The 21,476-nt window shown below is 69.7% G+C and carries 20 protein-coding genes; 5 read left to right on the forward strand and 15 right to left on the reverse strand.

The genetic code is table 11. The features are described from left to right. Nucleotides 1–87 precede the first annotated feature (87 nt). The 3 genes from QOM21_RS23770 to QOM21_RS23780 all read left to right on the forward strand — a co-directional run bounded on the left by QOM21_RS23770 (nt 88) and on the right by QOM21_RS23780 (nt 4,234). Nucleotides 88–564 (forward strand): hypothetical protein, encoded by a 477-nt coding sequence (locus tag QOM21_RS23770; protein ID WP_407553037.1) that lies wholly within the window; start codon nt 88–90, stop codon nt 562–564. 132 nt (nt 565–696) lie between these two features. Further along, on the forward strand, nt 697–2,805 hold the full coding sequence (locus QOM21_RS23775; RefSeq protein ID WP_407553038.1) for an FUSC family protein: 2,109 nt from the start codon (nt 697–699) through the stop codon (nt 2,803–2,805). Nucleotides 2,806–3,151: 346 nt separating this feature from the next. Beyond that, complete coding sequence (locus QOM21_RS23780) at nt 3,152–4,234, forward strand: rod shape-determining protein (protein WP_407553039.1); 1,083 nt, start codon at nt 3,152–3,154, stop codon at nt 4,232–4,234. Nucleotides 4,235–4,301: 67 nt separating this feature from the next. Here QOM21_RS23780 and QOM21_RS23785 read toward each other — a convergent pair whose 3' ends face one another. Next, nucleotides 4,302–5,888, reverse strand: a complete 1,587-nt coding sequence (locus QOM21_RS23785; RefSeq protein WP_407553041.1) for a glutamate synthase subunit beta — start codon at nt 5,886–5,888, stop codon at nt 4,302–4,304. A 456-nt stretch (nt 5,889–6,344) separates the two neighbouring features. Here QOM21_RS23785 and QOM21_RS23790 point away from each other — a divergent pair, with 456 nt between their 5' ends. Continuing rightward, the gene (locus QOM21_RS23790) at nt 6,345–7,628 is read left to right on the forward strand and encodes a sensor histidine kinase (RefSeq protein ID WP_407553042.1); all 1,284 of its coding nucleotides are present in this window, start codon (nt 6,345–6,347) and stop codon (nt 7,626–7,628) included. A 1,089-nt stretch (nt 7,629–8,717) separates the two neighbouring features. On the opposite strand, the gene QOM21_RS23795 is transcribed toward QOM21_RS23790, so the two are convergent. Both QOM21_RS23795 and QOM21_RS23800 read right to left on the reverse strand, forming a co-directional pair. Further along, nucleotides 8,718–9,110, reverse strand: a complete 393-nt coding sequence (locus tag QOM21_RS23795) for a hypothetical protein (RefSeq protein WP_407553044.1) — start codon at nt 9,108–9,110, stop codon at nt 8,718–8,720. Between the two features lie 504 nt (nt 9,111–9,614). Further along, nucleotides 9,615–9,983 (reverse strand): DUF6415 family natural product biosynthesis protein, encoded by a 369-nt coding sequence (locus QOM21_RS23800; protein ID WP_407553046.1) that lies wholly within the window; start codon nt 9,981–9,983, stop codon nt 9,615–9,617. A 120-nt stretch (nt 9,984–10,103) separates the two neighbouring features. Between QOM21_RS23800 and QOM21_RS23805 the strand changes: the two genes are divergently transcribed. Continuing rightward, nucleotides 10,104–10,844 carry a GntR family transcriptional regulator gene (locus tag QOM21_RS23805; protein ID WP_407553048.1) on the forward strand — a complete coding sequence of 247 codons (741 nt, stop codon included), beginning with the start codon at nt 10,104–10,106 and terminating at the stop codon, nt 10,842–10,844. A gap of 60 nt (nt 10,845–10,904) precedes the next feature. Here QOM21_RS23805 and QOM21_RS23810 read toward each other — a convergent pair whose 3' ends face one another. The 12 genes from QOM21_RS23810 to QOM21_RS23865 all read right to left on the reverse strand — a co-directional run bounded on the left by QOM21_RS23810 (nt 10,905) and on the right by QOM21_RS23865 (nt 21,472). Continuing rightward, nucleotides 10,905–11,591: a collagen-like protein gene (locus QOM21_RS23810; RefSeq protein ID WP_407553050.1), complete on the reverse strand. Its 687-nt coding sequence runs from the start codon at nt 11,589–11,591 to the stop codon at nt 10,905–10,907. Continuing rightward, nucleotides 11,588–11,833: a hypothetical protein gene (locus QOM21_RS23815; protein ID WP_407553052.1), complete on the reverse strand. Its 246-nt coding sequence runs from the start codon at nt 11,831–11,833 to the stop codon at nt 11,588–11,590. The genes QOM21_RS23810 and QOM21_RS23815 overlap by 4 nt, the downstream gene beginning before the upstream one ends. Before the next feature lie 11 nt (nt 11,834–11,844). Continuing rightward, nucleotides 11,845–12,078, reverse strand: coding sequence for a holin (locus QOM21_RS23820; RefSeq protein ID WP_407553054.1), 234 nt, complete (start codon nt 12,076–12,078; stop codon nt 11,845–11,847). Nucleotides 12,079–12,087: 9 nt separating this feature from the next. Continuing rightward, complete coding sequence (locus QOM21_RS23825) at nt 12,088–12,858, reverse strand: N-acetylmuramoyl-L-alanine amidase (protein WP_407553055.1); 771 nt, start codon at nt 12,856–12,858, stop codon at nt 12,088–12,090. 10 nt (nt 12,859–12,868) lie between these two features. After that, complete coding sequence (locus tag QOM21_RS23830; RefSeq protein WP_407553057.1) at nt 12,869–13,354, reverse strand: hypothetical protein; 486 nt, start codon at nt 13,352–13,354, stop codon at nt 12,869–12,871. A 3-nt stretch (nt 13,355–13,357) separates the two neighbouring features. Further along, nucleotides 13,358–14,512 (reverse strand): hypothetical protein, encoded by a 1,155-nt coding sequence (locus QOM21_RS23835; RefSeq protein ID WP_407553059.1) that lies wholly within the window; start codon nt 14,510–14,512, stop codon nt 13,358–13,360. After that, nucleotides 14,512–15,666 (reverse strand): hypothetical protein, encoded by a 1,155-nt coding sequence (locus QOM21_RS23840; RefSeq protein WP_407553061.1) that lies wholly within the window; start codon nt 15,664–15,666, stop codon nt 14,512–14,514. Before QOM21_RS23840 ends, QOM21_RS23835 begins: the two co-directional genes overlap by 1 nt. 15 nt (nt 15,667–15,681) lie before the next feature. Further along, the gene (locus QOM21_RS23845) at nt 15,682–16,554 is read right to left on the reverse strand and encodes a phage distal tail protein (protein WP_407553063.1); all 873 of its coding nucleotides are present in this window, start codon (nt 16,552–16,554) and stop codon (nt 15,682–15,684) included. A gap of 2 nt (nt 16,555–16,556) precedes the next feature. After that, nucleotides 16,557–20,162 (reverse strand): hypothetical protein, encoded by a 3,606-nt coding sequence (locus tag QOM21_RS23850; protein ID WP_407553065.1) that lies wholly within the window; start codon nt 20,160–20,162, stop codon nt 16,557–16,559. Nucleotides 20,163–20,174: 12 nt separating this feature from the next. Continuing rightward, entirely contained in the window at nt 20,175–20,324 is a 150-nt protein-coding gene (locus tag QOM21_RS23855) for a hypothetical protein (protein WP_407555776.1), read from the reverse strand. After that, on the reverse strand, nt 20,297–20,803 hold the full coding sequence (locus QOM21_RS23860) for a hypothetical protein (protein ID WP_407553067.1): 507 nt from the start codon (nt 20,801–20,803) through the stop codon (nt 20,297–20,299). The genes QOM21_RS23855 and QOM21_RS23860 overlap by 28 nt, the downstream gene beginning before the upstream one ends. 84 nt (nt 20,804–20,887) lie before the next feature. Further along, nucleotides 20,888–21,472 carry a phage tail protein gene (locus QOM21_RS23865; RefSeq protein ID WP_407553069.1) on the reverse strand — a complete coding sequence of 195 codons (585 nt, stop codon included), beginning with the start codon at nt 21,470–21,472 and terminating at the stop codon, nt 20,888–20,890. Between the last annotated feature and the right edge of the window lie 4 nt (nt 21,473–21,476).

Genomic DNA, 21,476 nt, shown 5'->3' on the forward strand with positions numbered 1-21,476 from the left:
GCCCGGTTGATGGGCGAATAACCGATTCATGCGCGCACCCGCCGGAAGCCACTGACGCGTTCCGACGCCTGAAGTTGAGGACAGCCCATGCTCCGTACCGCTTCGCGTAACGCCGCCGTCGCCGCCTGTGCCGCCGCGTTCGGCCTGACCCTGACCGCCGCTGCCGCCCCCTCGGCGGCCGCCGCCCCGGCCCCCGCCCACCAGCGGGCGGCGGCCGACACCGTCCGCTCCGACCCCAACGGACGGCACACCGCCACCGAGATCCGCCGCTTCCTGACCACGTTCTACGGCCACCACGGCCCCAGCGCCTGGGCGCGGGAGAACCAGGTCTCGGACCACCTCAAGGAGCGCATCGCCCAGACCGAGGGCTATGACCTGCTGCTCTGTGCCCAGAACACACCGCGGGAGATCGCCATCGGCAAGGTGACCACCGCGCAGTCGGCGGGCATGGGCTGGGCGACGGTCACCACCATCTGGGACGGCGCGGAGCGCGGCACCTTCACCGCCTACGTGGACCTGGACTCCCGCCCCATCGAGCTGCAGGACGTCGACTGCGGGGAGTGACCCGCGCGGCCGGGCCTTGGCCGTGAGTCCGGAACCCGGCGTTCCGCGCTCGCGGCCGGCACCCGGCACCGCGCACGGAAGACCGGCACCAACCCTTCCGGAAGGCCGGGCTCCGGACCGTATTCTCTGGCCATGACGTGGTCGCGTGCGCTGAAGCAGACGGCCCGCTCCGGGCTGACCATCGAACGGATCAAGCTCACCCCTCTGATCGCCATCCGCGGCTCGATGGGCGTCGCCATCGTCATCGCCCTGTGCCTGTGGCTGGGCGACCCGATCCTCGCGGTCTCCTCCGCCTTCGGCGCGTTCTCCTCCGGCATCGTCACCTTCCAGCGCAGCATGCGCCCGCGCCCGGTCCTCGCGCTCGCCGCGGCCGGGGCGCTGGCCGTCTCCACCTTCTTCGGCTATCTCGCCGCCGACCATGTCCTCGCGTTCGTCCTGCTGCTGGCCGGCTGGACGCTCCTCGCCGGCATGGCCTGGGCGATCGGCCCGGTCGCCGGCCTCACCGGCACCCAGACCATCGCCGTCATGCTGATCACCGTCACCCTGCCGACATCCACCCTGGGCGCCCTGCAACACGCCGCCCTGATCGCGTTCGGCGGCCTCGTCCAGGCCCTCCTCATCATCGTCTTCCCCGTCCGCCCCTGGGGGGTGCAGCGCGACGCACTCGCCGACGCCCTGGCCGCCGAAGCCGACTACGCCCGACGCCTGCGCCAGGACCCGGTCGCCCCCTTCGACCCCGCCCCCCTCATGGACGCCCGGCTGGCCTCCGCCGTCACCCCGCGCCAGGCCAGGCGGCGCCCCGTCCAACTCCACGGCCCCCGCGGTCTCGCCGAACAGCTCAGGCCCGTCCTCGCCTCGCTCGCCGACCCGGTCGTCGGCGCCCCCATGCACGGCCCGCAGCGCGACCGCGTCCTCGATCTCCTGCACGCCGCCGCCACCGTCCTGGACGCCGTCGCGCACGCCGTCCGGCACGCCAAGCCCGTCCGGCTGCCGCCCGAGGCCATGGCCACCCTCGAAGTCCCCGAGAGCGGGCCCATGCTGGCGGGCGCCGCCCGCCGCTCCGCCTACCGCCTGATCTCCCTGCTCGCCGACGCCGTCGAACTCACCGACGAACCGGTCCAGGCCACCCGGCCCACCACCGAAGCCGAACGCGGCCACCTGCTGCGCCCCAGCGTGCCCCGGCTCGTGCCCGCCGCCCTCCGCGCCCTGCACCGGGAAACCCGCTGGTCCTCGCACATCTTCCGGCACGCCCTGCGCGTCTGCGGCGTCGCCGCGGCCGGCTACCTGCTGGGCGCGGCGCTCCCCTTCGGCCACGGCTACTGGGCCCCGCTCACCTCCGTCATGGTCATGCGCCCTGATTTCGCCCAGACCTACTCCCGCGGCGTCGCCCGCTTCAGCGGCACCCTCGCCGGCGTCGCCGTCGCCGGCGGGCTGATGGCCCTCACCCACCCCGGCGTCGTCGTCAGCGCCGGACTCGCCGTCGTCAGCGTGGCGTTCATGTACCTGCTGATGCGCACCGGCTTCGCCGTGACGTCCGCCTGCGTGGCCGCCTACGTCATCTTCCTGCTCGGCATCGCGGGGGAGGGCTGGGAGCAGACCGTGCAGGAACGCATCGTCCTCACCCTCATCGGCGGGCTCCTCGCGATGCTGTCGTACGCCCTGTTCCCCGCCTGGGAGACCCCCAGGCTGCGCGACCGCCTCGCCGAGTGGCTGGAGGCCAACGGGCGCTACGCGCTGGCGGTGTACGGCCTCTACGCCCGCCCCGCCGAACGCCGCCCGCGGCAGGTGCGCGAGTCCCTGCTGGACGCCCGCGCGGCCCGCGTCGCATGGGAGGAGAGCGAGGCCCGCGCGGAGAAGGAACCCGTACGCCACCGCGGCCTCTCCCGCACCGCCGCGACCGCCGCCGGCTCCGCGCTGGCCACGATGGGCCGGGTCACGATGATCCTGGAGGCCCACCTGCCCGCCAAGGACGCCGAACCTTCCCCCGGAGCCGACGCGTTCGCCGCCGCCCTGCGCCCCGCGCTGGAACGCGCGGCCCACGCGGTCCGCGAGCGGGAGGAGCTGGACTGGAGCGAGCTGCGCGCCGAATGGGAGGAGTGGAACGCCGGGAGCGACGGCCAAGGCGTCGCCGTGCGCGCCGCCGACCTGCTCCTCGATGCCCTCGACGACCTCGCCGGTGCCCTGTCCCGCGGGCCGGGCGGCCGCAACCGTGCGGCGCGGGAGGGCCGGCGCGGCACCTGAGGCGGCTGCGTCACGGTGCGCGGACGCGGAGTGCGAGCGGCGATCTCCACCGGCGTGGTCCCGCGTGCAGGAACCATTCGGCGCCGCCAGTAGTCTAGATAATTGCCCGCAATTGCCGCCTTTCGTGACCCCGTGGAGCCGCCTGGACGACGAGGCCCCCAACTCCCGTACCCAACGCCCCGATCCGACCGCCGACCGCCCACCGCGGAACCGCGGACGGCTCATCGCCCGACAGTGACCCACGCCCAACCGCTTCCGCCACCCACCCCTACCGAGCATCCGCGCCCGAGACGATCACCGTCCGGGCCCCACAGACCAAGCGACCGAGAAAGCAGCCAAACTCCCCATGGCGTCCAGCACTTCGTCCGGTACGTACGACATCGGCATCGACCTCGGCACGGCCAACACCCTGGTGTACGCGCGCGGCAAAGGCGTGGTGCTGAACGAGCCGTCCGTCGTCGCCGTCAACGCCGTGGGCGACGTCATCGCCGTCGGCGCGGACGCCAAGCGCACCATCGGCCGCACCCCGTCCGGCATCACCGCCATGCGTCCCCTGCGCGAAGGCGTCATCGCCGACTTCGACGCCGCGGAACAGATGCTGCGGGCCCTGATGAAGAAGGCCCTGCCCGGCAGCCGTCGGCTGTCCCGCCCGCGGGTGGTCATCTGCGTCCCCTCCGGCATCACGGGCGTCGAGCGGCGGGCCGTGGTCGAATCCGCCCGGGGCGCCGGAGCCCGCGAGGTGCATCTCATCGAGGAGCCGATGGCCGCGGCGATCGGCGCCGGCCTCCCGGTGGACGAGCCGGTCGGCTGCATGGTGGTGGACATCGGCGGCGGCACCACCGAGGTGGCCGTGGTGTCCATGGGCGGCATCGTCACCGCCCAGTCCCTGCGCGTCGCGGGCGACGCCCTCGACACCGCGATCACCACGTACATCAAGAAGGAGCACTCGCTGGCCATCGGCGAGCGCACCGCCGAAGAGATCAAGATCGCGATCGGCTCCGCGGCCTGGACCCCCCTCGACACCGACGAGGAGGGCGTCCCCACCCGCCGCACGTCCTTCACCGTCCGGGGCCGCGACCACATCAGCGGACTGCCGCGCATCCAGGAGATCACCGAGGAGGAGATCCGCGAGGCCCTCACCGAACCGGTCGACGCGATCGTCCGCGCCGTGCACCGCACCCTCGACGCCTGCCCGCCGGAACTCTCCGGCGACATCATCGAACGCGGCATCGCCCTCACCGGCGGCGGCGCCCTGCTCCGCGGCCTGGACGAGCGGCTGGGCGAGGAGACCGGCGTACCGGTCGTCGTGGCCGACCAGCCCCTGGACTGCGTGGTCAACGGCACCGCCAAGTGCGTCGACGAATTCGCCTCCCTGCACGGCCTGCTGACGGGAGCGAAGCAGCAGCCCCGCAAGACGGTCCGGCTGTGACGGAGACCCCTTGATGTGGCTGCCGCCTGCCGCCTGCCGCCTGCCGCCTGCCGCCTGCCGTGTGACGTCATACGGCCAGCGGCCGGTCCTCCGGCGAGATGGGTGACGGGAGCGCGGTCGATCCGGTCAGATAGCGGTGCGCGGCCGCCGCGGCGGCCCGCCCCTCCGCGATGGCCCATACGACGAGCGACTGACCGCGTCCCGCGTCGCCCGCGACAAAGACCCCTTCCACCGGGATACGGGCACCGCACCGGTCCCGCTCTCCCCGTTCATTCCGATCGGCCTGCTCCGCCTGCTCAGCCGTCCCCGTCCCCGCCCCCGTTCCCGCACCGGCACCCGCCATCCGCTCGGCCGAGAAGCTGCCGTCCCGCGCGAAATTTCCCCGCTCGTCCAGGCTGAGCCCGAGCTGCCGCATCAGCCCCGTACCCCGCTCCGGGCCCGAGAAGCCGAGCGCGAGCACCACCAGCTCCGCCGGTATCCACCGCTCGGTACCCGGCCGCGGGCTCCTGACTCCCGGCTCGACCTCCGTCAGGCACAGCGCGCGCACGTCGCCCGCCGCGCTCCCCACAAAGCGGAGAGTGGCCGAGGCGAAGATCCGGGGGTCGCCCCCCTCCCTGCCGCGGGCCTCCTCATGGGCGTGGGAGATCCGGTAGACCTTCGGGTAAATGGGCCAGGGCTCGGCGTCCGCCCGGGTGTCGCCCGGCTCCGGGTTGACGTCCAGCTGCAGCACGGAGACGGCGCCCTGACGCAGTACGGTGCCCAGGCAGTCCGAGCCGGTGTCCCCGCCGCCCACGATCACCACATGCTTGCCCTCGGCGGTGACAGGCGGCGAGGCGTAATCGCCCTCCGTGACCCGGTTGGCGAACGTCAGGTAGTCCATGGCCTGATGGATGCCGCCCAGCTCGCGGCCGGGAACGGGCAGCTCCCGCCGCTCTCGGGCTCCGACGGCCACGACCACGGCGTCGTGCCGCGCCCTCAGCTCGGCGGCGTCGAGATCCCCGCCGATGTCCGCCCCGGTGCGGAACGAGGTGCCCTCGGCCCGCATCTGCTCCAGACGCCGGTCCAGGTGCCGTTTCTCCAACTTGAACGCGGGGATCCCGTAGCGCAGCAGCCCGCCGATGCGGTCGGCCCGCTCGTAGACGGCCACGCGGTGTCCGATACGCGTCAGCTGCTGCGCCGCCGCGAGACCGGCGGGCCCGGATCCGATGACGGCGACGCTCTTCCCGCTGAGCCGCTTCGGCGGATGGGGCGACGCGTACCCGCGCTCCCAGATCTGGTCGGCGATGGCCTGCTCGACGTTCTTGATCGTCACCGGGTCCGCGTTGATGGACAGGACACAGGCGTCCTCGCACGGCGCCGGGCACAGCCGCCCGGTGAACTCGGGGAAGTTGTTCGTGGCGTGCAGCCGCTCCGCAGCGGCCCGCCAGTCGCCGTGCGCCGCGAACACGTTCCACTCCGGGATCAGATTTCCCAGCGGACACCCGCTGTGGCAGAACGGTATGCCGCAGTCCATACAGCGTCCCGCCTGCTCGGACACGACCGGAAGCAGCGTCTGCCCGGCGTAGACCTCGCACCAGTCGCCCAGCCGTTCCTCCACCGGGCGCGGCGGCACGGGACGACGCGGACTCTTGAGAAAGCCATGCGGATCGGCCATGCGCCGCCTCCGTCACTCACCGGCGCTGCGGTAGGGCGTTCTGATCAGCGGTCGTCCTGATCACAAGGCGCTCTGACCAGACTACGACCCCCTGTGGCAATTGTTCCGCTTTTTCCGGTCTGTCAGACAAACGCCCCACCAAAAACCGAAAGAATCCCGCCCGGCAACGGCCGACAGCCCCCCATAACCGAGAACGAAGATCCCCTACCCCGCTCCCTATCCCCTCCCGGCCCTCCCCGCCCCGTGCCCCAGCCCGTTCCGGGTCCCGTACCGCCCGGCCTTACCACCGGCTTAGGTGACTTCCGGGCACGATGGTGGCGAACTCGCTCCGGACGAAAGGACACGTGCCCACCGTGTGCATAACCGAATTCAGTGGTCATCGCCGACGGGCCCCGAGCACTGGTCGGTCACAGGGTGTGAGGGAGTCGCAGTCCGGGCGCGACCCTTTGTCCCGTCGTGGCTGAGGCGCGTCCGCTTTCCCTCCCGCCGCGGCCGGCGCATCCCCCGTACGCGGACCGCAGTGAAACCTCCCCACGCCGGTGGCGACAACGCGAGCCCGCCCGGGACTTTTCCCAACTGCGCCCCACCATCCGGATAAGGCTGACGCTGTTGTACGGCGGCATGTTTCTGATGGCGGGAGTGGTGCTCCTGCTGATCATTTATCTTTTGGCCGCGCAGGTCCTGCGCAGCAGCGGCCCGGCCTTCCACATCCTCGACGGCAATGAACTGAGGCTGTCCAGCGATGTCTGTCCGCAGGTCCGCCGGGCGCAGAACATCGGAGAGTTCAACGCCATCCTGGACGCCTGCATGGAAAATCAGCGCGCCACCACACTCGGCACCCTGCTGAACCGCTCGCTGGCCGCTCTGATCGGCCTCACGGTGCTGGCGTTCGCGGTCGGTTACCTCATGGCCGGACGCGTGCTGTCGCCGCTCGGCCGCATCACCCGTACGGCGCGCAATGTGGCCGGCTCGGATCTGCACAAGCGCATTGAACTCGACGGGCCGGATGACGAACTGAAGGAACTCGCCGACACTTTCGACGGCATGCTGGAACGGCTCGATCGGGCCTTCAACGCCCAGAAGCGATTTGTCGCGAACGCCTCGCACGAACTCCGCACCCCGCTCGCGATCAACCGCACCCTGCTGGAGGTGCAGATGTCCGACCCGGATGTCTCACCGGAACTCGCCCAGTTGGGCAAGACCCTGCTGGCCACCAACGAACGCAGCGAACAACTCGTCGAAGGGCTGTTGCTTCTCGCCCGCAGCGAGAACGAGATCGCCGAACGAAATTCCGTCGATCTGGCCGAGGTGGCCTCGCTCTCCGTCGACCAGTCCCGCACCGAGGCGGAGGCGGCCGGTGTGGAATTGCGCGGAGTACGCCGGTCCGCGTTCGTCAAAGGCAACGGCGTTCTGCTCGAGCGGGTCGCAATGAATCTGGTGCAGAACGCAATCCGCTACAACGTCCCCGATGGCGGATGGGTGGAAGTGGGCACCACGGCCGACTCCGACCACGTTTCGCTGACCGTCTCCAACACCGGACCGATGGTCCCGGCGTATGAAGTGGACAACCTCTTCGAACCGTTCAGACGATTGCGCGCGGAACGCACCGGCAGCGACAAGGGCGTTGGGCTGGGCCTGTCCATCGTCCGCTCCGTGACGCGCGCTCACGGCGGATTCGTGCACGCCGTACCGCGCGAGGGCGGCGGCCTGGAGGTACACGTCAGCCTGCCCAGGTACTGATCCTGACCGGGCGCGCCCTTCAGAGGAATCCCGGACGCCGCAGGCGCCCTACGCCGCCGGGTCGCGGGTCACGGAACCGGGTCGAGGTGGCCCAGGCGGCGGGGGAACAGGCCCGCGGATGAACTCCAACCGCTGCCCGTGAACCGCACCGTGGCCCAGGAACCGTCCACGAAGCCGATCTCGTGGGTGCCGCCCCGGAGGCCCGAGGAAAGGTCGCCTGCAAGACGAGAGCATGACAATCGCGGTTGCGCCATTGTCGGTTCCTGCTCCGCGGCGACGGCTGGGCGCACCCGGCCGACCTCGCCCCTTGGGCGATCTCAAGGGCACTGCAGGAGGTGGCGGCCGGCCTGTCTTCAAGCGGGGGCAACAGCGCCCCCCGTGCCGCTGGCCACCTGTGCCTGGGTGATCTCCGGGCAATGGCGGATCTCAATGAAGGATTTCGAGCGACGTATGGAGGCCGCGGGAGCCCCCCGGGGCCCGCCGGCCGGAGGGTGAAAGTGAGCGGCAACTTCACCGTGTATTCACCGTGGCCACCCGCGGAAACCCGGTGGCAGCCGGACGGTATCGGACTCCTTCGGCGACCGTGCGGGGCGGCCCGGTGCCTTGTGCCGGTACGGGCCCCGCACACCCTGACCAGCAAAAAGACCCTCCCGAAGGAGGGTCTGGAAAGCGCCCCCGGCAGGACTCGAACCTGCGGCCAAGTGCTTAGAAGGTATTGGGTAGTGAGCGCTGTGCTCACCTGCGTTTTCCCTGGCAACGCTGCGCCATCTTAAGTAAAGGCACTTGGCCTATCGATTCCCTCGATTTGGCCTGATCAGAGCGCCGCCGTCCCACCCCAAGGATACGGGGCGGGGCGGCGGCAGGCTGCGTCTCCGTCATCTGGACGGAGCGGCGCCCCTCGTGCGGTAGCGCCTTCCGCAGCCGGCCTGTCCCCCCTCGTACCCTCAGCGCCAGATCTTGCGTCCTTGTTACTCGTGAGTAGTTCACTGCTGCGGATGGCGAGGCCCGGTGCTCCCCGGCGGAGACGACAACGCCCCGCCCCGGTCCACCAGATGGGACCGGGCGGGGCCTGTTTGCTGCCGGACCGACTCAGGACGGGGAGCCGTAAGGGCACGGCCGGGAACTCATGCCGCACGCCACCAGCGCACGCGACACGTACCGACCACGCTCCGAGTAGTACCCCCACACCACATCCGCGCCCCGCGTTAGGCAGTCGTCCACATAGGTCATGCGCTCATCCAGCGAGAACGATGCCTCGGAGAGATGCCGGTGCTCCTCTCCCCCCGCCCGCATCCAATCCGCCGCGCCCTTGATGCCGGCCTCATCGTTCGTGAACGTCTCGGCGACGTGCTTCACCGGCTTCCGCAGCCAATGAGCGATTTCGAGCGGGGGTGTCGCCTGGTTCGGGTCGACGCGGATGTTGTCGGCGGGCCGCTCGTGTCCGGTCCATGCAAATCCGTGCCAGTGCGCCGCGGGCTCCATGTAGCACCTTCCGAGGGGAGGGGCCGACTCCCCGAAGGGAGTCGGCCCCGGTTCTGTGAGCGGGAGATTAGCGACTTAGCGGTTGTACTGGCGGCCGTCGTCGCTGTCGCCGGTCGGCGGGTTGCCGCCCTTGCCGTCGTCCTCGTCGCCGCCACCGTTCTTGACCAGGTCGAATCGGTATCGCATGGTTCCTCCAGGTGCTCATTCGGCGCGGGGTCTTTCCGCGCGCCGGGGGTGCACTTGCAAGGGCCTCTTGAGCGAGGCCCGGACCCGTCCCGGTCGGTGTCCGGCCAAGGAATCTCCGGCCGGGGCGGGGGTCTGAGAGTGCGGCCAGCCGCCGCGGGCAGGTGCGGCGGCTGACCTGTCCCGCGGCGCCTCGGGGGTCGCAGCGCGGCGGGAGTTTCAAGGGCGCCAAGTGGGCGCGCGGGGCGGACATAGCGCCACACGGTCTAGCCGGGTGTGCACCGCACTGAGGAAGCGTGATCTCGGCCGTCCGCCCACTGCTCATTTCTGGCCTGTGTGCTGGTTCAAGAGCCATTGGCAGTCGCGGGCGAGGAGTTGCACCTGCACCAGCGCAGCAAACGGCGTGCTACTGATCTCCGTCTCGGCCTGCCGGGCGATGCCGTCGAGCCGGGCGGCCTGCTGGTACCAGGCGGTGCCGCCGTGCCACAGCTTGGCCGCCGTCTCTCGGATGGGCGGGAGGAGCAACGCGATATGCCCGCGGAGCAGTTCGTCCAACTCGGCCAGTCGGTCAGCGTCGAGCCGCTCGCGGCTCATGCTCATGGCTCGGACGATGGTGCCGTCGATGGTGTGCACGTCAATGGGGATCTGGTCGGCCGCCACAGGCAGCGCGGCCGGCAATACGGCACTCATGGTCATTTCCCGTCCACTCGCTGTGACTGAGATAGCCCGAGAGTAGAGAGTGAGCTAGCGCAAACACAAGACCTCGACGTGAGCTAGCTCAAAAGGGTGGCGCTGTGGGACCCTCGGCGCATGAGCACCCCGAATCTCCGCCTCGCCGAGCTGTACCGCCAGAAGATCCGGGACGGGGAACTGCGTCCTGGTGACAAACTCCCCACCGTCCGCGAGCTGTCCGAAGAAACCGGCTACGCGACCGCCACCGTGCGCGCCGGCTTGGCCTGGCTCCGTACCGAAGGGTGGATCGTCACCACTCAGCGGGGTTCGTGGGTCTCCGACGAGGTGGTCAATACCGCGGCGCCCGCCGACCGCCTCGAACGCGTCCGCCGCACGGGCTCTGTCCTCGGTGATGGCGAGACAAAGCGCGTGCTCTCCGCCGCCCTTATCGTTCCGCCGCTGTACGTCGCTGAGCTTTTCGACCAGGACCCCGGCGATCAAGTCATCCGCCGCGAGTACGTCATCGGGACCGGCGCGCAGCGCCTCGCGCTGGAAGTCGATTGGTACCCGGCTGAGTTCGCCGAGTTGGTGCCCGACCTCCTCGACACCGCGCCCGGATCGGCCACCGCCGAGCACCCCGGACGCGGCAATGACCTTATGCGACAGATCGAGCAGGCCACCGGCCGGACCGTAACCAACGGCCGGGACGCCATGCACGGCCGCGCCGCCGACCAGCGCGAGGCCGGCCACCTCGGCATCGCGGTCGGCGCGCCGATCCTCGCCGGTACTCACGAGTGGTCGGATGCCGACGGCGTGATGCTGTACGGGGAATGGTGCCTGCCGCCCAAGTTGACGATCGGGTACGAGTACAAGATCTGACCGGCGAGAACGCGAACGCCCCACCTCCTTGCGGGAGGTGGGGCGTTCGTCTGCCTGAGGTCAGGAGCGGCGCCGCTCGGGCGCGATGATCGCGGGTTGCGTTGTGGTCGGGCCGGGCTCTGGGGCCGGGGCGCCGTCGCGGCGGCAGACGAGCGCGTCGGGATCGTCCGGCGGCGGTTGTAGTGAGTAGCCGTCGGGGCACGTCTGTCCGGCGCGGCCGTCGGCTCCGTCCGTCCCGTCCCGTCCGTCCGCGCCGTCCGCACCGGGCGGGCCCGCGGGTCCGGCGGGTCCGGCGGGTCCCGCGGGGCCGGCCGGTCCCGGTACGACGGAGTCCGCGCCATCCTTGCCCGCTGCCCCGTCATCTCCCGAGGCGCCGGGTGACCCGCTCTTCCCGGATGAGCCCGTCGGCCCCGGCTTGCCTGGTGGCCCCTGTGAGCCGCGCGGGCCGGGTATCGGGACCGGGACGCGGGCCCGGTCCGGCAGGCCCTTGACTGCCCGCGCGGGGTCTGGTGCGACCGGGGTGCCGCCCTCGCCCTTGATCTGTGTGCGCAGCTTGCGGACGTCGGTGGCGAGCGTCGTGACTGCGCTGCCGCGTCGGTCCGCCTCGGCGGCGAGTTGGTCGGCGCGGCTGGCCTCGGTGGAGATGCGGGCCCAGATGATGAGGACCGCCCCGGCGAGCGCGACGAGGGTGCACACGAGCGCGAGGGACCGCCAGCGGCGGGCGAGGGCGTGCTCGGCGCGGGTCACGGGGTACCTCCGAGGTGGGTGACGAGGGCGCGGAGCCGTGCTATCTCCGCTTGGTCGGCGGCGCGTTCGGCCGCCTGCTCACTGACCTTGCGGTCGAGGCGGTCGCGCTCCTCTTGCAGGTTGTCGGTGAGGCTGGAGTAGCCGTTGAGGGCGGTCTCACCCCTCTTGCCGAGGAACGCCACCGCCGCGCCGGCTACTGCGCCCGCGCCTACGAGCAGGCTGCCGAGTGCGGTGGCGTCCAACGGGGGTCCTCCTATTCGGGCAGGGACCGCGACCCGAGGCGCGGCGTGTGCTGTGCGGTGTATCCGCCGAGGAACGTCACGAGCGGCGGGACTATGAGGGTGGCGAGGTGCTGCAACCATGCCGGGGCGGTGCCGAGTAGTTCGGTGTCACCGAGGGTGGCGTTGAGGAGGGTGATGGCGACGGCGGCGGCGAGGCTGGCGAGCGTCGCCGCGCTCACCTTCTTTTCGACGGGTGCTGTGGGCATGACGTCTCCCTACTTGAGCTTGATCTTTTGACCGACGCGGATCACGTCGGGGTCCTTGAGGTGGTTGAGCGCGGCGAGCCTCTTGACGGTGGTCTTGTAGCGCTTCGCGATGGCACCGAGCGTGTCGCCGGACCGGACGGTGTAGGTCGAGGGGGCGCCGCCGCCCGGTTTCACCTTGAGCCGGTCGGCGACGTCGTCCCGGTAGTCGCCCATGTCGGCGAACCGTCCGCCGCGCGGGTCGACCTTCCCCGGCTGCCACTCCTTGTGGCCGATCACCGACCGCGCCGACCAGCCATGCGCCCGGCACAGGGCAGCCGCGGCCTTGACCATGGCGTCGTACTGGACGGCCGGCCACGGGTCCTTGCCGTCGCCGAGGTTCTCGCACTCGAACCCGTAGAACCTGCCGTTGCCGTCGGTGTTCGCCTCGTTCGCGGCCGGCGGCCGGTCGCCGTAAGACTCGGCGATCACCGCGCGGAGTACGTCATCGTCACCAAGACCCGCATGGTTCGCGCGGCCGTACCCGACGACGTGAACGGTGCCGTCCTTGGTGATCACGCCGTGGCACAGCGGGCCGGGCAGCGTGGCGTAGCCGCGGCGGCAGATGTCGACGGTCGAGGCGGCGCCCTTGGTCACGGTGTGGTGCATCATCACGCCGTTCATCGGGCCCCACGCGCCGTGTCCGGCGCGGTTGTGGTGGGCAGCGTCCCCGACGATTTCGACGGTGAGGCCCTCGGCCCGCAGAGCAGAGACGAAGCGGGTGAAGGTGAGGGGAGTTGCCATGTCGGTCCTTTCAGAGTTGGCGTGCGAAGCGGGGCGCGGACCCGATGGATCCGCCGCCGCCGAACTTCCCGCCGGTCGTTGAGCCGCTGGTGCGGCGGGTCTGAATCTGGATCTTGAGATCCGGAGAATTGCGGTACGGGGCGAGGTCGATGGACAGGGTCGGCAGGACGTACGTCAGCGATGCCGGGACCGCGCCGGACCCGACAACCACCGAGTCGTTCACGACCACCTGCCACAGGCCGCCGGTGTAGTTCGGGCTGACGTAGTCGCCGATGAAGACGAGGCCGAGGGAGAGCAGCGCCGTGCGGGGGCTGATGATCGTTTCCCATGTGGTGACGAGGGCGGCCGACGCGTCGTCGTACGCGATGGTGCGGCTGTTCGTGGGAAAGAACGGGATCTCGTCCCGCTCGCGGCCGGACCGTTCCAACTGCGCGAGGCGTTCCTCAAGGATCGCGAGGCGCTCCATCGGGTCCCGCTGCTTTGAGTACGTCGGCATGGCCTACACCGCCCCGCACTTGAGGGTGATGCGCTCCGAGCCAGATGCCGCGGTCGTCTCGATGGACAGGATCCGCAGCTCTCCGCGCCGGCCGGCCGGGGTCTGCTCATCGGGCTCGATCACGAACAGGGCGACGTCCCCGACGGTGTACGACCCGAACGACGGATCGGCGTCGGCCATCACCTCGAACTCCGGTTGAACGTCGGCCTGCGACCGGGCGGCGACGTCGGCTCGCACGGTGGCGTCCAGCCTCGATTGGTCGAGGACGTCCCCGTACGTCGTCACCGCTTCCAGCAGGGGATAGCCGGCGGCGAGGAGGGCGGTGGCCTGCTGCGTCGAGGAGAGCTTTGCCTCGCCGTTTCCCGCGCCGAGGCCGGTCACTTCGGTGGCGAGGTCGGTGCCGTTCTCTGGCCAGTCGTAGTCGATGATGCTCGGCTCGGGCCCGCCGTTGGAGAACACCAGCCCGGACGCTGCCGCCGTCTGCCGGCCGCGCCGCGGGTACCAAACACGGGCCCGCTTCACACGCTCGGGGGCGTCGTTGTTGGCAGGCTGCGTCCAGTACACCTCGATGCCGAAATCGAATCCGTCGTCGGCTGCGGCGAGCGCTGCGATCGAGTCGTAGATCTTCGGTCGCTCGTACCCGAAGTAGGTGGCGACGCGGTTGATTCCGGTGCCGGGCTCGGTGGCGATGTTGGAGATCGAGACGCCGATGTCGCCGTACGGCTGGACGTTGGCGTACCGGAGCAGTGACCACACCAAATACCGCTGGTCCGGGTACAGGCGCTGACCGTCGGGGACGAATTCCGGGTTGGTGATCAGGCTGGTGTCGGTGGCGAGCGTCGTTTTGACGGTCCGCTGTTGGTAGTAGGACAGGAACTCTGCGCACTGGATGGCCTTGCCGCCGTTGGCGCGGACGCGGGTCCACACGATGCCGGCCCAGACGATGACCCCGTCACGGTCGACGTACAGGGCGGTGCGGCTCGGCCGCGTCGCGGTGTCCGGATCGAGGGGGATGGTGTCGTCGTTGTACGGGACGACCGCGGAGAGGGCGCCGATGCCGTTGAGTTCGGTGCCGTACTTCACGTCACGTAGTGGGAGTTCCGCGAGGACTGCGTCCGTGCGCAGGTCACAGAACAGGTACGTGTAGGTATGCGCCATCACGCCACCCGCGTGAGCCGGAGCCAGGAATCCGCCCGCATGATCGTCGCGGTTGCGTCGCTCGCGGCCTGCGACCACTGGACAGCGCACTGCCCGGCCGTGCCTGCGGTGCGTAGAATGCCGCGCATGTGGAGGGTCTCATCCACGGTGTCACCGCCGTACGTGCGCGGCTGCACCGAGGCAATGTTGTTGGGGTTCATGCGGACCGTCCAACCGTCGGTGGCCACGGTGGCGGGCACGCTGCGGCCGTAGCCGACGGCCGACCAGGACCCTTCCGCGGAAGTCGGGCCGGAGATGGCGACGTTGACGTCACCTGCCGTACTGGACTGATAGATGAGGTAGGCATCAACGGTGTACGTCGAGTAGGTGGCGACGCTAATCGTGAGGTGGGGGTCCGCCGTCATGGTGACGGTGCTGCTGCGTGAGGTGTCCGCGCTCTTGCGGGCGAAACCGCCGCTCCCGGAACCGAGGGCGAGGGGCACGATCGTCCCGTCGGCCTTGCCATAGACGAACTGATCAACATCGGTCAGGTACATCACCTGTCCGGGGTGCGGGCGCGTGGGCAACAGGGTGTAGGGCACCGGCAGGACTCCGCCGGCGCTGACCGTGTAGTTCCGCATGTCGGTGATGACGCCGGCCGTGATGCTCGTGACCGATGGGTTCACCGCCACCGACGCCAAGATCTGGCACGACGCGGGCAGGGACGGCAGGACCGCGGCACCGGCGCTCGCGGCATACGTGCCCTGGATGACCTCAAGGCGCCATTCCGACACGCTGCCGCTGGTCTCGGCGTCGTACACCGAGGCGACGACCGCATCCTTGCGGTACTGGCCGGCCGCGCCTGCCGGGGCGATCGTGAGGATCTTGTCCGCATCGTTGACGCAGGTGTACGCGCCGTATCCGCCGACGTCGTGATTGTCGATCCACGCGTACCCGGCGCTGACGGTCACCGTCATGTTCGGGGTGGCCGCGGCGCGGGCCTTGAGCTGGTAATTCTGGTAGCTGGGCTTGACGCCCTGCCGGATGCGGAGCGGCGTCGACTCGTCGGCGAGAAAGCCGGGGTAGCAGAGTCCGGCGGAGATGGCGCCGAGCCGGTCGGTCCGGGCAGCGTACGATCCTGCCTGCATCCATGCGGGCGGGTTGACCTCGGCCATGGGTGGCCTTCCTTCCTACAGGCTCGTGTCCCGCCACGTGACGGTGAGCAGTGACGTTTGTCCGGGCGCGCCGGGCAGGGCGGCGCCGCGGTAGGCGAGTTCGTTGTCTCCGGGGCCGAGGACCGGCCACTGTGATCCGGCGCGCACCCAGTCGCGGCGCGGCGCGGAACCCATGAGGAGTACGGCGCGGGTGCGAGTGTCGATGAGGAGGTACTCGCCGGTCTGGAGAGTGCCGGTGAGGCTGAGAGTGGCACTGCCGCTTTCGTCCTCGGGGTCCCCGCCGATGAGTTCGACGACCGGTTGAGCAACGGGCCCGTCGATGCGCAGCAGGGGGTACGCCTCACTGTCGCCGCCGTTGTGGATGGTGAGGCGTCCGGACGATCCGGCGTCGCCGTACACGCGGGGGTAGACGAGCGGGTACGTGCGGCCCGCGGATGGGCTGTACGCCGTGGTCTGCGCGGTGTGCTCGGCGAGGGAGTACAGCCGCGGGTCCGGGCAGTAGATCTCGATGGCCGCCTCACCGGTGCGCCACAGGAAATGGGCGTCGTAGGGGATGTTGCGGCGGCGGACCTTGCCGTACGCGAGGAGGTCCCAGTCGAGGAACTGCACCGGTGCCGGCGCGCGGCCCGGCTGCGTGGCCGCGCGCAACGCCACCTTGAGGGAGCGCAGTTCGTCGGGTGAGTCGGCGCGGATGGCCAGTCCGATTTGGATGGTGCGTGCCCCGGTGAAGTCGGAGCCGGAATACTCGCCGTGCTGGTTCGGGCGGTCGGTGTCGTCGCCGCGGACGTCGGGCAGATCGTCGAGCCCTACGACCGCCTCGACGCCGTACGGGCTGCCGGGCCCGAACGTGAGCGGGCCCCACTGGATACGGCCGATGGCCTCGGGCATGGTCACCGCCTCCCTACGAGGCCAGACCAGGACAGGGCCCGCAGGATGCCGTCCGGGGTGGCGTCGGTCTGGTAGAGGTTGAACGTCTGCGTGGTGGGGCCGGCTGCGCCTGCGCCCGCGTAGGCAGAGCTGAGCGCGCCCGCGGTGGGCACGCCGGACGCGACGCGGGCAACCGCTGTTGCGGCGCCCGTGGCGGCGCCGGCCATCGATGCGGACGCGGCGGCAATGGCGCCTGTAGCCGAGAGCATGCCGCGGCGTAGGCCCTCGGCTGTCTGCGCGCCGATGTCGGCGAACACCCGACTCGGGCTGTGGATCTTCAACTTGCTCTTGATTGCCCGCACCATCGAGGCGGCGATCTTCTCCATCTGCCGCTCGATGCTGGCCTGTGACTTCTTGAGGCCGTCGACAAGACCCTGTGCGGCGCGGACACCTGAGCCGTACATCTGATCAGCGACCGTGCTACCCACTTGGCCGGCGGCCGTCGAGAGCTGCGATTGAAGGGAGTTGATGCGGGCAAGGTCGGCGGCCGACGCGCGCGATAGGGCCGTGGCGGTGGCTGACCCGCCCTCGACTCCGGCGTCCGTGATCTGCTGCACCAGGTCGGCGCGCAACCCCCGTTTGCGGAGCGCGGCGATCTGCGCGGCGAACGCCTGCGTGCGCTTCACTGCCTGTTGCAGACCGACGGTGATGGCGGTCACCGAGTTCAGGTCGGCTTGACCCTCGGTGATCTGCGCCTCGCCCAAGATCTTCGTCTTGGTCTCGGCCGCCAACTTGTCGCGCTCTTTGGTGACGTCCGTCAACTTCTTCGTGGCGGCAGCAAGGCTCTTTGCGGCAGAGTCCCGCCGGGTGGCCAGCCGAATGATGCTGGCGTTGTCCCGCTCGACCCGCGCCAGCAGAGACCCGAGTCCGCTGGTCTTGCGGCGGTTCTGCGAGTTGATCCCGATGGACCGTTCGATGAGTGTCGTGACCTGCCCGAGTTTGCTCTTGAGGGATTTGGTGCTCGCGTCGATGCCGTCGATGAGGCCCTTGATGAGGGTCTTACCGGCGGGCGTGAGCAGCGTGGCGTCCCGCCGTTTCGGCCCCTTCCAGTCCGGGATCATGTTGGTGAGCCCGTTGAGGACCGACTGCACGCCGGGGATCGCTGACCGGATGCCTGCAATGAGGCCCCGCACGATGGATGAGCCGGCGTTCCAGAGCAGGGAGCCAAGGTTGCCGAGGGCACCGGAGATGCGGCCGGGCAACCCTCTGACCCATGAGACTGCCTGGCTCATGCCGGACCGGATCAGGCCGGAAAACCGGTTGGCCGCGTCGCTAGCGAGGGACGCAATCCGGCCGGGCAGTGACGACACGGCGGACCATGCCTTGCCGGGCAGGCCGGCAAGCCAGGAGACGATGCCGCTGACCATATCGGGAATGACGCTGTGTCCGACGAGGTGATCGTAGAGCCATTCGAAAGCGCCGCTGATCTTGTCGGTCAGCCACTTGACGGCGTCAATGCCGGGTTGGAGTTTCCCTTTCAGGCCGTCGAGGAAATCGATGATGTGCTCGATCGCGGGAATGGCGTATTTCTCGATGGCGACCGCGCCGAAAGCGATCATCCTTGCGGCGATTTTGGCGAGCGGCTCAATGAGAGGGATCAACTTGGGCAATAGCTCTGAAAGGACCTTGGTGCCCAATTCGGTGAGCTTCGGCAATAGCGGGGCGAGTGCAGTGAAGACCTTGCCGACGGACTTACCTACCGTTCCCATGGCTTCCGCAATGGTCGGCATGAGTGGCGCGAGGTTGTCGAAGATGACGACGAGTTGATCAGCGTTTCCGACGATCAATTTACTGATGATCTGGGCGAGTCCACCGATCACCGGCGCAAGGTAGTTGCCAAGTCCTTCCGCGAGGTTGGAGACGATCGGTGCCATGGATGCGAAGATCCGGCCGAGCGCTCCAAAGATCGGCTGGATGGCGGGCAGCAGCGCAGCGATGATCTTGCCGACGACCGGGAGGAGTGGGGCGAGCGCGGTGACCAGCGATCCGACCGCGCCAGCAGCGGTCACCAGCACAGGGCCGAGGGCCTTGATGACGGGTTGGAGCGCGGTACCGAGGGCCTTAATGAGTGTCTGCGCCGGCGGCCCGAGCTTTTCCAGCACCCCGCCCACTACCTTGAGCACCTGCCCGAGAAGCGGGCCGGCGGTTTTCGCGAGCTGCGACATCGTCCCGAAGAGTGCCTTGAGGCCGCCCTGAACTTCCGGGCTGGCGAATGCCGTTTTCATCGAGCCTGTGATCTCTTTGAGCATCCCGACGAATCCGCCGCCGGACGTCTGCGCGGCTGAGAAGATGCTGCCGATGATGCTCGCGACATTCCCCGCCACGCTCATGAGCTGACCGATCAGGCTGATCGCCTGCTCGATCGCCTGTTGCATGGCGCCGCTCTTGAAAGCGGTCGACATCTTCGCCGAGAGCTTGTCGAGGGCACCGCCCGCAACCGACGAAAGCCGCTGAAACGACGGGGCGGCAGCCGCGCCGATCTGCACCAGCCCTTGCACCGCTATCCCAGGCAGCCGGGAGAACGAGCCGAGACCCGCCGTGGCGCCCTTGAGCGCGATGCCGAGAGTGCCGTCCTTGCCGAGACTCCGGGCCGCCGAGAGGACGCTTGTGGCCATCCGGTTGAGCGTCCCGGCCGACGTGTCGAGGGCCTGCCGCAGCGCGGGCAGCGTGGCCGTGGCCGTGCTCTTCAGCTGCGTGTCGAGGCCCGCGAAAACCTTGTCCTGGACGCTGCGCCTGATGGCGTCGAGGGCCGGCTGTGCCTGGTGGATTGCCTCGACGAACGACCGCGCGTGCGGCGACAACTTGGCGAGAGCCTCGCCGTACTTGCCCGCGGCCTCGGGATCGAGGGCAGCAGTGACGGCGTCGCCCACACCCGTCATGGCGAGTTTGAACGTGCCTGCCGTTGCGGCCAGTCCGAGGACACCGGTGGCCGCTACTCCGGCGGCCGGGGCAACCTGTACGAGGGTCGCCGACAGACCGGCGACGACCGGCACGACCGCGCCCACCGCCGCGCTCACTCTGGCGAAACTCCCCGCGAGGCCGGCGATGCTCCCGCCCATCTCGCCGAGCCGGCCGAGGGCGCCCCGCAGACGTTCGGTGGTCGCCTCGGCGTCGCGCACCTCGACGTGCACGTCAATCTCAGGCTCGACCGCATCGACGGCGCGGGCGGCGGCACGGATGTCCGCAAGGTTGGCCGCGGCGTCGGCGACGGACGCCCGTACGTCAATGTCGGGGTGGGTGCGGGCGAGGCGCTCGATGTGGGGTTCGAGCCGGTACATCTGCCTGAGCGCGTCCTCGACGCTGATATCGACGCCGATGCGCTGCTCGCCGAGCTGCTGCAACTCCCGCCGGATGCGGTCGAGGTCCCGATCGAATGCGTTGCTCTCATCGGTGATGACAACGGGCGGGATGTCATTGGTCGCCGCCTGCACCCGGCGTTGCAGGGACTCGCCGAGGGCCTGCCCGACGGCGGACCCTTGGCGGGTGGCGTCCGCGATGATGCCGCTGGTGTTCTGCAAGTCCACCTGTAGGTGAGACACCAGGTTGGGCAGGTTGATCTCATCGGCCATCGCGGACACCTCCTAGGCGCGGCGCATCGATGCCAGCCCCATGAGGGAACTGCCGTCGGACGGGGTGGATCGGGACTCGCCGCCCCGGTGGGCGGCCTGGTGCTGGTCGGCCAGCGTGGTGAGCTGGCACAGCGTCATGTCCCAGAATTCGCCGGGTGAAATGTGGAGGGCACCGACGGCGAGGTAGTAGCACTCAGACCAGGGGAAACCGTCTCGGTCGGGGGCGCGGCCTCGGTCGCCGCTGCTCCGTTTCCCGTGCTCTTGAGGGCGCGGTCGAGGGCCTTGGTGAACGCGCTGGTGTACTCGTCGAGGCGGCCGGGGTGCAGCAGATCGGCGAGGTTCGCGCCGTCGGTGCGGCGGCGGTAGACGATCTCCGTGACGGTGCGGTTGCCCTTGGCGTCCTGGTGCTCGCGGATGTGCGGCTCGAACCCACCGGGCCCGACGCAGCCGGCGCCGACGATTTCGAGGAGAGGGCCGAAAGCTGCGCCGTTGGCGTCGATGGCGGTCTGTACGGCGGCGACGGAGCCGAACCGCGCTTCGATGAGGGCGAGGGCGCGGAATGAGTACCTGAGCGGTACCTCGGTGCCGTCGGTGAGGGTGACGGTGCCGCCCTCGGCGAGCAGGTCAAGGCCAGTGGTCATGATGGTTCCCTTGGTCAGTGCCGGGTTTCGGCCTGCGGGTGTGGTGTGGGGGCCGGGCGGGCGCGTGGGATCCCGCCCGGCGGGCTACGGCGCCGGGGTCGCCGTGGTGTCAATGGCGGTGGCGGTCTCGTTGATCTCGACGTCGACCCATTCGCCGGTGGACGCGAGCGGCACGGCGCGGGCCTCGTTCTCGATCGTGCGGTAGTCCTCCTCCGCGAACCCGAGGCCGGGGAATGAGGACATGACGCACTTGAAGAGCGTGAAGTGCACGTCACCGGTGATGGCGTCGCTGCCGCCCGTGGGGGTCTTGCCCTCGATCTTGTAGGGGAGGGGCTTGGCGCCCTGCTTCATCGACCATTTGGTCTTCTGTGCCGGGGTCGTCCCGGAGTCCGTGACGGTGCTCACGATGAGGGCCTTGAGGACGTCGAGGGACAGCTTGGCGTGCGGGTACGAGACGGTGACGTTCGAGATGGCCGAGTCGGAGTCCAACAGGCCGTTGTCCCCGCGCAGTTCCTTGACCTCGACGTCTCCCGAGATCTCCATTTCCTTGATGCCGGGCACGTCGATGCCCTCGCCGTACATCGCGGTCCCGCCCGCGGGGTCGGACAGCAGGGGGAAGATCTTGCAGTCCTCGACGGCGTACAGCTTCGTCACTCGGCTCATGGCCATGATG

This window comes from Streptomyces sp. Pv4-95, assembly GCF_045782725.1.
In the GTDB taxonomy this organism is placed as follows: Bacteria; Actinomycetota; Actinomycetes; order Streptomycetales; family Streptomycetaceae; genus Streptomyces.